This window comes from Pseudomonas sp. P867 (assembly GCF_019891455.1).
In the GTDB taxonomy this organism is placed as follows: domain Bacteria; phylum Pseudomonadota; class Gammaproteobacteria; order Pseudomonadales; family Pseudomonadaceae; genus Aquipseudomonas; species Aquipseudomonas synxantha_A.
This window is the reverse complement of the sequence record NZ_JAFLXB010000009.1, coordinates 34,082-48,735: the sequence shown is the minus strand read 5'-3', so window position 1 is coordinate 48,735 and position 14,654 is coordinate 34,082. Positions and strand designations below refer to the sequence as shown.

General features: G+C 60.7%; 10 protein-coding genes. 5 read left to right on the top strand and 5 right to left on the bottom strand.

The genetic code is table 11. From position 1 onward, the window contains the following. Window positions 1-22: 22 nt before the first annotated feature. From J1G33_RS17370 to J1G33_RS17355, 4 genes are all read right to left on the bottom strand, one after another. The gene (locus tag J1G33_RS17370; RefSeq protein ID WP_262416856.1) at window positions 23-5,122 is read right to left on the bottom strand and encodes an SET domain-containing protein-lysine N-methyltransferase; all 5,100 of its coding nucleotides are present in this window, start codon (window positions 5,120-5,122) and stop codon (window positions 23-25) included. A 309-nt stretch (window positions 5,123-5,431) separates the two neighbouring features. After that, a complete protein-coding gene (locus tag J1G33_RS17365; protein WP_005789338.1) occupies window positions 5,432-6,238 on the bottom strand; it encodes a sulfite exporter TauE/SafE family protein in 807 nt (268 codons plus the stop codon). Continuing rightward, window positions 6,239-7,483 (bottom strand): FAD/NAD(P)-binding oxidoreductase, encoded by a 1,245-nt coding sequence (locus J1G33_RS17360; RefSeq protein ID WP_032880481.1) that lies wholly within the window; start codon window positions 7,481-7,483, stop codon window positions 6,239-6,241. It abuts the gene before it with no gap. Between the two features lie 51 nt (window positions 7,484-7,534). Beyond that, window positions 7,535-7,870: a metalloregulator ArsR/SmtB family transcription factor gene (locus J1G33_RS17355; RefSeq protein WP_005789341.1), complete on the bottom strand. Its 336-nt coding sequence runs from the start codon at window positions 7,868-7,870 to the stop codon at window positions 7,535-7,537. Window positions 7,871-7,964: 94 nt separating this feature from the next. Between J1G33_RS17355 and J1G33_RS17350 the strand changes: the two genes are divergently transcribed. Then, a complete protein-coding gene (locus tag J1G33_RS17350) occupies window positions 7,965-8,828 on the top strand; it encodes an MBL fold metallo-hydrolase (RefSeq protein WP_032880479.1) in 864 nt (287 codons plus the stop codon). 118 nt (window positions 8,829-8,946) lie between these two features. Here the strand turns inward: J1G33_RS17350 and bkdR are convergent, their stop codons facing one another. Continuing rightward, window positions 8,947-9,435, bottom strand: coding sequence for a Bkd operon transcriptional regulator BkdR (bkdR, locus tag J1G33_RS17345; protein WP_005789440.1), 489 nt, complete (start codon window positions 9,433-9,435; stop codon window positions 8,947-8,949). 195 nt (window positions 9,436-9,630) lie between these two features. Between bkdR and J1G33_RS17340 the strand changes: the two genes are divergently transcribed. From J1G33_RS17340 to lpdA, 4 genes are read left to right on the top strand one after another with little or no spacing between them, the layout of a single operon-like run. Beyond that, window positions 9,631-10,866, top strand: a complete 1,236-nt coding sequence (locus J1G33_RS17340; protein ID WP_005789442.1) for a 3-methyl-2-oxobutanoate dehydrogenase (2-methylpropanoyl-transferring) subunit alpha — start codon at window positions 9,631-9,633, stop codon at window positions 10,864-10,866. Window position 10,867: 1 nt separating this feature from the next. After that, window positions 10,868-11,926, top strand: a complete 1,059-nt coding sequence (locus tag J1G33_RS17335; protein WP_005789444.1) for an alpha-ketoacid dehydrogenase subunit beta — start codon at window positions 10,868-10,870, stop codon at window positions 11,924-11,926. After that, the gene (locus J1G33_RS17330) at window positions 11,927-13,189 is read left to right on the top strand and encodes a dihydrolipoamide acetyltransferase family protein (RefSeq protein ID WP_057700569.1); all 1,263 of its coding nucleotides are present in this window, start codon (window positions 11,927-11,929) and stop codon (window positions 13,187-13,189) included. A gap of 4 nt (window positions 13,190-13,193) precedes the next feature. Then, window positions 13,194-14,573: a dihydrolipoyl dehydrogenase gene (gene lpdA, locus J1G33_RS17325; RefSeq protein ID WP_032880474.1), complete on the top strand. Its 1,380-nt coding sequence runs from the start codon at window positions 13,194-13,196 to the stop codon at window positions 14,571-14,573. Window positions 14,574-14,654 lie beyond the last annotated feature (81 nt).

The following is a 14,654-nucleotide window of genomic DNA, read 5'->3' as shown; positions in this document are numbered from 1 at the left end:
GCTGACGCGCCGAGCACTGAACTCAGCGATCAGGATCCGGTTTGATCGCAATATCAGGTACCGGTTTATAGAACGGTCCATAGTCCAGCAATAACTCTTCCCCTTTCTTGATGTCCTTCAGCGCCACGTAGAACGTCAGGTTTTTCCCGACCGAGATGGACACGACATTGTTGGACCTCCACGCTGGCCCATCGCCCAGTTGCGAGGTGTTGATCAGGCTCAGGGTGTTGCCCGTGTGCAGCCCACTCACCGTCCGCGTACCCGAACGGGTACCAAACAGGTAGGTCATTACAGCCCGCGAGCCTTGCTTGCGTTGCTCCTCGAACAACGACGCCTCGTCTGGGTGATATTTGCCTGCATACGGACCAAGCACTTCATATTGAGGAATATCGCGCCGCGCCCACACCGAAGCTCCGCGAGCCGGCCCACCATCGTCCAGCGGCGTGACCACTTCCATAGCCTCCTCAAACCGAGACTGGTGTTGACCTTCGGTTCGCAGCCAGTCTTTGATCGATTCCTTGATTTGGGCTGAAACGCGCGCCTTTGTTGCGCTATCCAGCCCGTCAAGCACACCATTCCAGTAGGCGATACGGATGTCATCGATAGGACCTTCAAGTGCTTGAGTCAAGCTGAGCCTGGGGTTCGCCGGGTCCTGCAGGATCGGCAGTGTGTTGTCGATCTGATGGCGGGGCAGTGTCTGGAAATCACTGGGCTCAACCTTGATAACGACAGGCGGGACTGCCAACGTTGGCCCCGGGGCCTCTACGCCCTGAGGCGTATCGGCGTGCAAGGTCAGATCCGCAACCTTCGCTTGCGGCGGGTCCAGAGGGTCTGATGCCGGTCGTTTTCGTGCAGTATCCACAGCAGGTTGCTGGGGCGTGAGACGCGGTCCAGTGTTTTGCTGTAACCGTTCGAGACGTTGGACAGCAATCGCTGTAAAGGAGCCGTCACTTTTAACGTACTTCGTCCAGACGCTTGGATTAAGCCTGTGCTGGTGCAAGAACTGCGCTTGCGTCATTGAGTTGTCCGCATTGGTGGCACGCACTTGCCACTGGCGTAAAAGGTCACTGGTGATCCGCCTATAGGTGCCATCGGTTGCGCTGCTCACCAGTGCTTCGCCGGTGGCCGACAGGCTACCGTCTGCCCGTACATGTGATCTGAATGAGTGTGCACTGAGGTTATGGTGACCGGCAAAACCTTCCCTGGTCATGGCGTCCCGCGCCTGCTGTGTCATGTTTTGCCACGCCTGGATGTGCGTTTCGGTCACCTTGTCAACCGGTGTGTTGGCCGCGCGGTCGCGCACAAGCTCGCCGGCAGGGCTCAGTTTGCCGTCAGGCTGCACGTAGTGATCAAAGGTTCTATGGGAGATGTGTCTATGTCGGACAAAGTTCTTACGGGCAGAGCCTTGCTGTTGCGCAAGCGGCAGCGCCTCCCAGTCGCGCAGATGCTCGGCGGTGATCAATAGCATCGGCGCCCTCGGAGCATGGGCCGCGGGCCCCAGTGCAGCGCGCTCAAGACGTTCCCTGGCGGTGTTTTTCAAGGAGCCGTCAGGGTTGACCCAGTCCCTCCACGTAGCAGGATGGAGCCCGTTCTCGCGGGTGAACTGCGCTTGCGTGACCGCGTTATCCGGGCTCTCGAAGTGCGCTTTCCATTGGCGAAGATGGTCATCGGTAATTCTGTTAGGGACGACCCCGGCTACCCTGTCCATCAACTCCCTGCCGACTGGCCCCAAGGTCCCATCTCGCCGCACATGCGTTTTGAACGAGCCCGGATTGACGTGATAAAGCTCGGCAAACCCTTCGAGGGTCATTACGTCACGCTGCGCCTGTGTCATGTCTTGCCAGTCACGGATATGGGTTTCAGTCACCGTATAGAAGGGCGTGCCGGGCAGGCGGTCGCGCACTGCCACACCGGTAGCGGTCAGTTGACCATTGGGTTGCACGTAGCGCTCAAAAACTCTCGGGTGGAGGTGTTTTTGCCGGGCGAACCCCTCACGGGTAAGGCTTTGTTGTTGCTCCAAAGACAGCGCCTGCCAAGCGCGCAAATGATCAGCCATGGAGGGCGGGGCCTGGCCTGCGGACGCCAGTGCGGCATTTTGCCGTGCCTGTTCCAGGCGCTGCGCGCCCATTTCCTTTAAAGAACCATCCGCCTTGACGTACATCTCCCAGCTACGTTGGCTGAGCCCGTGTTGGCTAACAAACTGCGCAGACGTCAATGTGTTGTCCGGGCTCCTGAAAAGCTCATCCCACTGGCGTAAATGATCATCGGTAATTTGGTTGCTTCTGGGGGCGACGGACGACTTGAGCAGCGCTTCGCCCCTGATCATGGGGGTGCCATCCCGGCGCACATAACTTTTGAATGTTCCCGGTCGAAGGTTATGAAGGCCGATAAACCCGTCCAAGGTCATTTCGTCACGCGCCGCTTGTGTCATGTTTTGCCAATCACGCACATGCGTTTCGGTCACCTTATCGGTGAATGCGTTGGCGGGGCGGTCACGCACGATCACACCGGTATCGCTCAACTGGCCGTCAGGTTTCACGTAGTACTCAAAGGTTTTCTGGGGGAGGTGATTCTTTTTGGCAAAGCCCTTTCGGGTAAGACTGGCCTGTTCATCCGGCGACAACGCCTCCCAGGCCCGCAAATGTTCAGCGGTGATCTGCCCGCCACCAGGCGCCCCCAGGCGCTGCCATTCGTCACCTTGTACATGCTGGACCAGCAACTCGGTTTGCCGGTTGTTGTGATAAACCCGCGCCTGCACAACACCGTCGTCCGTGCGCGAAACCTGGCGCACCTCATATACCGCTGTATCACCGTTGCTGTCGGTATGGCGTATATGCGACATGTGCCCATCGGCCGCCACATACACCCCCTGACTATTGCGTGACAGCCCCACGATTTTGCGGTCTGGCACTTTGAAGTGCCCGAACAGCTCATGGCTCAACTCACTCAGCCCATCGATGTGCGCCGTGTCCACCTCACCGTCGACAGCCTGGGTCGATACTTTGAACTGCTCAAGCGGGCTGCCATAAGGTCGCATAGTGTCAGCGTCAAATGAATACCACTTGCCGCCTTTGAGCACAGCAGCCCCTTCCACTGTCTGGCCTCCCACCTTCAAGGTGCCTGTTGCCGCGACGTCGTACTGTTTGCTGATAGTTTTCAACACTTCGTAGCTGCCAGTGGCGCCTCTGAGTTTGTTGACGGCCTTGATGCCTTTGGACAGTACATAGAGGCCAGCGGTACCCACCAACCTGGGCAAATCGCCCATCCCTCCCACAGGGTTGAGCACGTCAATGGCCGCCACACCGATGACCTTGGCCGCCCGCAATGCCTTGGCGCCGGTGGAAAGCGCCGAGCGGCCGACCTTGAGCAATTTTCCGGCGGTGGCGGTGCCGGCGGTAAGAAAGCCGAAAACATCCAGCAAGAGATCGAAAGCCCCGTCCCCGTACTTGCCGTTTTGAAAATTGACAATGGCGGACCTGAAGGGGATCAAGTTCAACAAAAACTCGCTCAACTGCGCGTTCGCCGTGTCCAAGGCCGTCTGCCCACGGGCTTGCAACTTGATAGCCGGATCGTCGAGATCCAAGTGCTCGACAAAGGCCGTGGCAATCCCATGGGATCGAGCACTGGTAAAGCTCTCCCATGGCCCGTTATCCAACGGGCGCTCACGCCCAAGATCATCTGCTTTGTGGCTGGGCGTGAACGTTTTGGTCGTCGTTACCTTGTTGCCAACCCTGTCCGCCCTGATCTTCGTATCGTAAAGGCTCGCTGTTTCAATCGTGCCTTTATTGAAGTCGATGACGTAGGCGTGCGACACGCCCTGCAGTTCAGTTTTAACCAGCAGCCCCGGTTTATTTTGACCATACGTATTATTGAAATGACCATCCATGACGTATGAGCCTTCCTGGAAAAAGCTGATTTTCCCAAACTCCAGGCGCTGGCGATCTTCCAACGGCAGTTGCGAAATCATGTGCCTGACCACTGTATTGACGGCGGCTTTTTTTTCCTCGATCGCACGGCTGAACTGCCGTTCGAATTCAGCCGGCACGCCAAACTGCCGGTTGGCGTTCAAACGCGTCAGCACCCTTCGCAGGTCATTGCCCTTGAGTGAACTGCTCGGTTCATACGCCCTGAAGAGCCGGGGTTCCAGCCAGTCGATCATGGCGATATCCAATAGCGAAATCCCTCCCCCTTCAATCGCCACATAGTGCTGATCAATCGCGAATGCTTTCTCTTCGAAAAATGCGCCAAGGTCGCCGAAACGCTCCTTGAGCTTGGCCAGTGCGACCTCTTTTCGAGTGGGCAGTGCTGTGTCCAGTGCCTGGGAAGCAACGAGCCGGGCGTCCTGTTGCGCGTTGAATGCGACCCTTGCCGATTCAAGTTGCACGGGGAGATAGTCGCCATCCTGTCTTTTTTTGAGCACGCCGCTCGCCACGGCCCAGTCCAGCAATGCCAGGGTTTGTGCCGCTTGGGTAACTGCAGGGTCGACCCGCTGCGCTTCTTGCGCCTCACTCATGACTTGGGCAAACGTCATACCAGGGACTTTGCCGGGTGTGTGCGCCTCAATCGTCATCGCAGCCATCGTCAGGCTGGCCCACGCCTGACTGCCAACCTTTACGGTCGGGGGAATGTCTTTGATCAGAAACTGCGGTGCCGCCTTGGCCAGCAACAGGTACGCACCGACACTCGCCAGTGCAGCGCTGGTTTTGCCAGTACTGCTCAAATGTTCGGCCAAGCCGGCCACAACCTTGGAGGCGTGGTGCCCCCCACGTGTGTCACTGCCCAGGTCGAAACCGGCAACGCTGTTGCGACCGGGCGCAGTGATCGACTCAGGGTCCATCTGCAGGGCGATAGCGGCCAGCAGGTAATCGCTTGCGCTGCTTTCGCTGTCAACGCCTTGCATGGTTTGCTGTAGCGCTTTGCCCATCCGCTGCCCTTGCGGGGAGTTGACCAGTGCCTGGAGTATTTTAGCCGGGTCGTCGCCCGCCTCTGCCGGCAGCGGCTGCCGATACCGCAGAAACTCCAGCACCCCGCCCTGGGTTTGCATCACCAACGGCTGATCGCCAAGGGCGTGTTGGTGATTCATCGTGACAAGACGCAAGCGCCGCTGTTCGTCTGCGCTCAAGGGAACCGACCAGGATAATGCGCCTCCCAGATTACCCAGCGAGGGCGCCGGGCTGCTGGGTATCGGTCTATCCTGGCTGAGACGAGGGGACGTCATTGAGGTGTCGACGCCATCGGTCACAGGTGATGACGGATGTTCATCTGTCGGCAGGGGAAGCGAAAAATGCGTACTTGCAGCGGTAATGCTTGTCATAAAACGCCTATGCGTAGTCGAGGAGTCCGGCGCTTGCGGCCGTTCACTGAGTGTCAGCACCCAATGAGGAGGTTCCCGACCAACTGCAAGACTTCGTGACCGTGCACCGGTACCGCGTCAGAGCAACGCGCTGACAAACATGCCAATCGCCACCACCCCACACAGGCTGGCGAACCCCACTTGCAACACCCGCGCGGGGATGACCGAACACAACCGCCTTCCCGCCAACATGCCGACGACACTCGCGCCGATAAACACCCAGCCCACCGGCTCGATGCTCACGCCCGCATGAAACGCACCGGCCACGCCGATCAGCGATAGCAGGCTGACCACCATCAACGACGTGGCGACGATCCCACGCATCTGCACGTCGGTCAGTTGTTTGAACGCCGGCACGATCAGGAAGCCGCCGCCCACGCCCAGCAAGCCCGATACAGCACCCGTCACAGCTCCCAGCGCAGCCAGGGTGGCGCTGCACTTGGCGGTCCAGGAGAAGCGCCCGGTTTGTTGATCCAGCATGCAATTCTTCTGGCCCCATGAAGCGGCGCCATGGTCACTCGGCCCCGCCTCGCGCTTTTCCCGTTGCAGCATGCGCCAGGCCACCAGCACCATCAGCGCGCTGAACAACCCCATCAGCACCGGCTCCGACAGTTGGTGGGCGACGAACACGCCCAACGGCGAAAACAGCGCGCCGAGCAAGGCGATCAACAACGCCGCACGGTAACGCACCAGGCCATGGCGCAAGCCATCGATGGCCCCCACCGCCGCTGCCGCACCCACTGCGAGCAACGACACCGGCGCGGCCTGGGTCATCGTCAACCCCAGCCCCAGCACCAACGCCGGCACCCCAAGGATGCCGCCGCCCGCGCCGGTCAGGCCCATGACCAGGCCCATCAATACACCCAACAGACTGGCCAGCAGCATTCAGTCCACCTTGCTCAGACGGGTCAGCCACTCGCGGCCCTTGAGCATGCCGTTCCAGTAGAACCACGGCAGCAACGTGGCCTTGAGGAACCACATCGAACGGCGCGCCCGAGTCGGGTCCAGGGGAAAGGTCGGCAGCAGCTTGCCGCCGTAGCCGAACTCGGCCAGTACCACCTTGCCCTTCTCCACCGTCAGCGGGCAGGAGCCGTAGCCGTCGTATTTGAGCGGCAATGGCGCCTGTTTGCGCAGGGCCAGCAGGTTCTCGGCCACCACCACGATTTGCTTGCGCACCGCGGCCGCCGTCTTGGCGTTGGTGGTACCGCACACATCGCCCAGGCCGAAGATATGCGGGTAGCGCAGGTGTTGCAGGCTGTGGGGGTTTACTTCGCACCAGCCGGCGGCGTCGGCAAGCTCGCTTTCGCGGATAAAGTCCGGGGCCAACTGCGGCGGCACGACGTGCAACATATCGAAGGTTTTCTCTTCGACGCTCACGTTGCCTTCGGCGTCCTTGACTTCGAACCAGGCTTTGCGCGCCGGGCCGTCGACTTTTACCAGGTTGGAGTTGAACGCCAGGCGCGCGTTGTATTTTTCGACGTATTTCATCAACGGCGGCACAAAGGTCGCCACGCCGAACAACGCAGCGCCGGCCAGGTTGAACTCCACCTCGATGTTTTTCAGTGCACCCTGCTTGAGCCAGTGATCACAGGACAGGTACATGGCTTTTTGCGGCGCTCCGGCGCATTTGATCGGCATGGCGGGCTGGGTGAACAGCGCCTTGCCGCCCTTGAGTTGCTGCACCAGTTGCCAGGTGTAGGCGGCGTGCTCATAGCTGTAGTTGGAGGTGACGCCGTGCTGGCCGAGGGTGTCTGGCAGGCCCTCGATCTTCTCCCAGGCCAGGCGCAGACCGGGGCAGACGATGAGGTTTTGCCAGGTGACGCGCTGACCGCTGTCGAGCACCAGGGTTTGCTCGTCGGGCAGCACTTCGCTGACGGCGGCCTGTACCCAACTGACGCCGTTGGGCAGCACATCGGCCAGGGGGCGGCGGGTCTTTTGCAGGTCGTAGGCGCCGCCGCCGACCAGGGTCCAGGCCGGTTGGTAGCAGTGGTAATCGTTGGGCTCGATCAGGATGATGTTCAACTGCGGATCGCGCTTGAGCAGGCTGGCCAGCAGGCCGATGCCTGCCGAGCCGCCGCCGATGACTACGATATCGCCACTGATGGTGGGTCCCCAGTGTTGTTCGGTCATTGTCTACTGCCTTTTTGAGTCAATGCACACAAGGGTCGCTGCCGGATGGCGTCACGCCCAGCTTTTTATGACCGCGCCGCAATACAGCCCGGACAGGGTCTTCATCACTTGAATCACTTCATGGCTGGCCAGCCCGTAGAAAATGTATTTGCCTTCTCGGCGGGTGGCGACCAGCCCTTCATCGCGCAGGATGCCCAACTGTTGTGACAGCGTGGGCTGGCGCACGCCAGTCAGGGCTTCCAGCTCGCCGACGTTGCGCTCGCCTTGGGTCAACTGGCACAGGATCAACAGTCGGTCTTCATTGGCCAGGGCCTTGAGCAAGGAACAAGCCTTGGACGCCGACGCACGCAACTGGGCGACTTCGCCCTCACTCAAGGTAGATTCCATTTGCTTCGGGTCCTTTATGTCACTTAAGCTCAAAACATTATGTGTAAACGTAAACTGATTGTAACCACTTTTTTCTTCATTGGGGACAGCCGCCATGCCAGCGTTGATTCAAGCCTTTCTGGATGACGCATCGTCGACCTATACCTACATCGTCTATGAAGCGGATGGCGGCCCCTGTGCCATTGTCGACTCGGTACTCAACTACGACCCGGCGTCGGGGCGTACCGATACCGCCCAGGCTGACAAGGTGATCGCGTTCGTGCGCGAGCATGGCTTGCAGGTGCAGTGGTTGCTGGAAACCCACGCTCATGCCGATCATCTTTCCGCCGCGCCCTACCTGCGTCGCACCTTGGGCGGCAAGATCGCGATAGGCGAATCGATCAGCAAGGTGCAGGGTGTGTTCAAAAACCTGTTCAACCTGGAGCCGGAATTTCGCGTCGACGGATCGCAGTTCGATCACCTGTTTGCGCCGGATGAGGTCTTTCATATCGGCGGTTTGAAAGCCCAAGCCCTGCATGTGCCGGGACACACCCCTGCCGACATGGCCTACTTGATCGACGGCCGCTTGATCCTGGTGGGCGACACGCTGTTCATGCCCGACGTCGGCACCGCCCGCTGCGATTTCCCCGGCGGCGATGCGCGGCAGTTGTACGCATCGATGCGCAAGCTGTTGGCGTTCCCCTCGGATACCAAGCTGTATGTGTGCCATGACTATCCGCCTGAGGGGCGTGAGGCCAAGTGCCAAACCACTGTGGCGGAACAAAGGGCGGGGAATATTCATGTGCACGATGGCGTGGATGAAGCGGCGTTTGTAGAGATGCGTACCCAGCGTGATGCCGGGCTGGGAATGCCGACCTTGTTGCTGCCGGCGATCCAGGTGAATGTGCGGGCGGGGCATATGCCGCCGGCGGAAGAAAACGGCGTGACCTACCTGAAGATCCCCCTCAACCAACTTTGAAATACAGTAAAAAATGTGGGAGGGGGCTTGCTCCCGATAGCAGTGGATCAGCTACACATAAGTTGACTGTCACACCGCCATCGGGGCAAGCCCCCTCCCACATTTTTACCGCGTTGAGTCAGTTGCCCAGGCTGATGCCGTTGGCTGGCAGCGGCAGCGCCGTCTTGTAGCGCACCTGCTTCAAGGCAAAGCTGGAGCGAATGTTTGCCACCCCCGGCACCTTGGTCAAAAAGTCCATCATGAAACGCTCCAGCGACTGGATCGTCGGCACCAGCACGCGGATCAAATAATCCGGATCACCCGCCATCAGGTAGCACTCCATCACCTCGGGACGGTCCGAGATCGCCCCTTCGAACTGCTGCAACGCCAACTCATTCTGCTTTTCCAGGCTTACATGGATGAACACATTGACGTGCAGCCCCAGCAGGTCAGCATCCAGCAACGTGACCTGCTCACGAATCAGGCCCAGTTCTTCCATCGCCTTGACCCGGTTGAAACACGGCGTGGGCGACAGGTTGACCGAGCGGGCCAGGTCGGCGTTGGTGATGCGGGCATTCTCCTGCAGGGCGTTGAGAATGCCGATATCGGTACGGTCCAGTTTGCGCATGAGACAAAATCACCTGTTTATTATGTTTATGCAGTTTTTTTATCCGCAAATGACGGTGAGCGCAATGAAACACAGATAAATATTCTTCTACGCCACGCCTATGATTGTTGTAGGACAAGATTTCTTCTACCCGAAGACTGACTGTCAGCTAGCGCGCCCACTACAAGAAATTCACAAGATAGAGCGTAGAAAGCCATGACCCAGCCGTATGCACCGCTGCGCCTGCACGTTCCCGAACCTTCGGGCCGTCCAGGCTGCAAGACCGATTTCACCTACCTGCGTCTGACCGACGCCGGCCTGGTACGCAAACCCGCCATCGACGTAGAACCCGCCGACACCGCCGACCTGGCCAAGGGCCTGATCCGCGTGCTCGACGACCAGGGCCAGGCGCTCGGGCCGTGGGCCGAGGGTGTTTCGACCGAGATCATGCGCAAAGGCATGCGCGCCATGCTCAAGACGCGCATCTTCGACAACCGCATGGTGGTCGCCCAGCGCCAGAAAAAAATGTCGTTCTACATGCAAAGCCTTGGCGAAGAAGCCATCGGCAGCGCCCAGGCCCTGGCCTTGAACATCGACGACATGTGCTTCCCCACCTATCGCCAGCAAAGCATTCTGATGGCCCGCGACGTGCCGCTGGTAGACCTGATCTGCCAACTGCTGTCCAACGAGCGCGACCCGCTCAAGGGTCGCCAGTTGCCGATCATGTACTCGGTCAAAGAGGCGGGCTTCTTCACCATTTCCGGCAACCTCGCCACCCAATTCGTGCAGGGCGTGGGTTGGGGCATGGCTTCGGCGATCAAGGGCGATACCAAGATCGCCTCGGCCTGGATCGGCGACGGCGCCACCGCTGAATCGGACTTCCACACCGCCCTCACCTTCGCCCACGTCTACCGCGCGCCGGTGATACTCAACGTGGTCAATAACCAATGGGCCATCTCCACCTTCCAGGCCATCGCCGGCGGTGAAGCCACCACTTTCGCCGGACGCGGCGTGGGCTGCGGCATCGCCTCCCTGCGGGTAGACGGCAATGACTTTATCGCGGTGTATGCCGCCTCGGCCTGGGCTGCCGAACGCGCACGGCGCAACCTGGGGCCAACATTGATCGAGTGGGTCACCTATCGCGCCGGCCCGCACTCCACCTCCGATGATCCGTCCAAATACCGTCCAGCCGACGACTGGAGCCACTTCCCCCTGGGCGACCCGATTGCCCGTCTCAAGCAGCACCTGATCAAGATTGGCCAGTGGTCCGAAGAGGAACATGCGGCGGTCAGTGCCGAACTTGAAGCCGAAGTGGTCAAGGCGCAGAAGGAAGCCGAACAGTACGGCACCCTCGCCGGCGGCCAGATTCCAAGCGCCGCGACCATGTTCGAGGACGTCTATAAAGAGATGCCGGAGCACTTGAAGCGCCAGCGTCAAGAGTTGGGGGTGTGACATGAACGACCACAACAACAGCATCGAACTGGAAACCGCCATGACCACCACCACCATGACCATGATCCAGGCGCTGCGCTCGGCCATGGATGTGATGCTCGAACGTGACGACAACGTGGTGGTGTTCGGCCAGGACGTCGGCTACTTCGGCGGCGTATTCCGTTGCACCGAAGGTTTGCAGACCAAATACGGCAGCTCACGGGTGTTTGACGCACCGATCTCGGAAAGCGGCATCGTCGGCGTAGCCGTGGGCATGGGTGCGTATGGCCTGCGCCCGGTGGCGGAAATCCAGTTCGCCGACTACGTCTACCCCGCCACCGACCAGATCATTTCCGAAGCGGCGCGCCTGCGTTATCGCTCGGCCGGCCAGTTCACCGCGCCCTTGACCATGCGTATGCCCTGCGGCGGCGGCATCTACGGCGGCCAGACCCACAGCCAGAGTATCGAAGCGGTGTTCACCCAGGTCTGCGGCCTGCGCACGGTGATGCCATCCAACCCCTACGACGCCAAGGGCCTGCTGATTGCCTCCATCGAGAACGATGACCCGGTGATCTTCCTGGAACCCAAGCGCCTGTATAACGGCCCGTTCGACGGCCACCACGATCGCCCGGTAACGCCGTGGTCAAAACACCCGCAAGCGCAGGTTCCGGACGGTTACTACACCGTGCCCCTGGACGTGGCCGCCATCGTGCGCCCAGGTTCGGCTGTGACGGTGCTGACCTATGGCACCACCGTGTATGTGTCGCAAGTTGCCGCCGAAGAAACCGGCATCGACGCCGAAGTCATCGATCTGCGCAGCCTGTGGCCGCTGGATTTGGAAACCATCGTCAAGTCGGTGAAAAAGACCGGACGTTGCGTGGTGGTGCATGAAGCCACGCGCACCTGCGGCTTTGGCGCCGAACTGGTATCGCTGGTGCAAGAGCACTGCTTCCACCACCTGGAAGCGCCGATCGAGCGCGTCACCGGTTGGGACACGCCCTACCCGCACGCGCAGGAGTGGGCGTATTTCCCAGGGCCGTCCCGAGTGGGTGCGGCGTTGAAACGGGTCATGGAGGTCTGAATGGGCACGCACGTTATCAAGATGCCGGACATTGGCGAAGGCATCGCGGAAGTTGAATTGTCGGTGTGGCATGTGAAGGTCGGCGACCTGGTGGTTGAAGACCAGGTGCTGGCGGATGTGATGACCGACAAGGCGATGGTGGATATTCCCTCGCCCGTCCACGGCAAGGTGATTTCCCTGGGCGGCGAGCCGGGTGAAGTCATGGCGGTGGGCAGTATTTTGATCAGCATTGAAGTGGAAGGCGCAGGCAACACCAAGGATGTGCCGGTGGCTGCCGAACCGATGAAAACCGCGCCTGTCGTTGAAGCCAAACCGGTCACGGCACCCGTTCAAAGCAAACCGGCTCCAGCCGTGAACGCGCCACCAGCGCCCGTGGCCCGCGAAGCCAGCGAGCGCCCGTTGGCCTCCCCTGCCGTGCGCAAACATGCGCTGGATGCCGGGATTCAACTGCGTCTGGTCCATGGCACAGGGCCTGCGGGCCGGATTCTGCACGAAGACCTGGAGGCGTACCTGCACCAGGGGCCGGCCACCAGCGCCAGCGCCGCCAACCCTTACGCCGAGCGCAATGATGAACACCAGATCCCGGTGATCGGTATGCGCCGCAAGATCGCCCAGCGTATGCAGGACGCCACCCGGCGCGCCGCGCATTTCAGCTACGTGGAAGAAATCGACGTCACCGCCCTCGACGAGTTGCGCGTGCATCTCAACGAAAAGCACGGTGCGACACGCGGCAAGCTGACCCTGCTGCCGTTTATCGTACGGGCCATGGTGGTGGCGCTGCGCGACTTCCCGCAGATCAACGCTCGCTACGACGACGAAGCCCAGGTCATTACCCGCCTCGGCGCGGTACATGTGGGCGTCGCCACGCAAAGCGACGTGGGCCTGATGGTACCGGTGGTGCGTCACGCCGAGGCCCGCAGCCTGTGGGGCACTGCCGAAGAAATCGTGCGCCTGGCCAACGCCGCACGCACAGGCAAGGCCAGCCGTGAAGAGCTGTCCGGCTCGACCATCACCCTGACCAGCCTGGGCGCCCTGGGCGGCATCGTCAGCACGCCGGTGCTGAACCTGCCGGAAGTGGCCATCGTTGGCGTCAACCGCATCGTCGAACGGCCCATGGTGATCAAGGGCCAGATCGTGGTGCGCAAGATGATGAACCTCTCCAGCTCCTTCGATCACCGCGTGGTCGACGGCATGGACGCGGCGCAATTCATCCAGGCCATTCGCGGCCTGCTCGAACAACCCGCCAGCCTGTTCCTGGAGTAAGGGCATGACTCAGACATTGCACACCACGCTGCTGATTATCGGCGGCGGCCCCGGCGGCTATGTGGCGGCGATTCGCGCCGGCCAGCTGGGCATCCCCACCATACTGGTGGAAGGCCAGGCACTGGGCGGCACCTGCCTGAACATCGGCTGCATTCCGTCCAAGGCGCTGATCCATGTAGCCGAGCAGTTCCAGCAGACCGTGCATCACAGCCAGGGCTCACAACTGGGCATTGAAGTGGATGTGCCGACCCTGGACATCCGCAAAAGCGTGGAATGGAAAGACGGCATCGTCGATCGCCTGACCACGGGTGTCGCCGCGCTGCTGAAAAAACACAAGGTGCAGGTCGTTCACGGTTGGGCCAAGGTTATCGACGGCAAGACTGTCGAGGTGGGCGACCAGCGCATCCAGTGCGAACACCTGCTGCTGGCCACCGGTTCGAAAAGTGTCAACCTGCCGATGCTGCCGATTGGCGGGCCGATCATCTCGTCCACCGAAGCCTTGGCACCGACCCGCGTGCCCAAGCGCCTGATTGTGGTGGGCGGCGGTTATATCGGCCTGGAACTGGGTATCGCCTATCGCAAGCTCGGTGCCGAGGTCAGTGTGGTCGAGGCCCAGGAACATATCCTGCCCGCCTACGATGCCGAGCTGACCTTACCGGTGGCCGAGTCCCTGAAGAAACTCGGGGTGAAGCTGTACCTTGGGCACAGTGTCACCGGCTTTGCCGACAACAAGCTGCAAGTGCGTGCGCCCAATGGCGACACCTTGGCGCTGGACACCGACCAGGTGCTGGTAGCCGTTGGGCGCAAACCCAACACCCAAGGCTGGAACCTCGAAGCGCTGAACCTGGACATGAACGGCGCGGCGGTCAAGATCGACAGCCGCTGCCAGACGAGCATGCGCAATGTGTACGCCATCGGCGACCTCAGCGGCGAACCGATGCTGGCGCACCGGGCCATGGCCCAGGGCGAGATGGTGGCCGAACTGATCAGCGGCAAGACCCGCGAATTCAACCCGGCCGCGATTCCAGCGGTGTGCTTTACCGACCCGGAACTGGTGGTGGTCGGCAAGACCCCGGACGAGGCCAAGGCTGCCGGGCTGGACTGCATCGTGTCGAGCTTCCCGTTCGCCGCCAATGGTCGGGCCATGACGCTTGAGTCCAAAGCCGGTTTCGTGCGGGTGGTGGCGCGGCGTGACAATCATCTGATTGTCGGTTGGCAAGCCGTGGGGGCTGGGGTGTCCGAGCTGTCTACCGCGTTCGGCCTGAGCCTGGAAATGGGCTCGCGCCTTGAGGATGTGGCCGGCACCATTCACGCCCATCCGACCCTTGGCGAGGCGGTGCAGGAAGCGGCATTGCGGGCACTGGGGCACGCCTTGCATCTGTGAAACTGCGGTGACGCTATCGCAGGCAAGCCAGCTCCCGCATTTGGAATGCAGTCAAATGTGGGAGCCGGGCTTGCCCGCGAT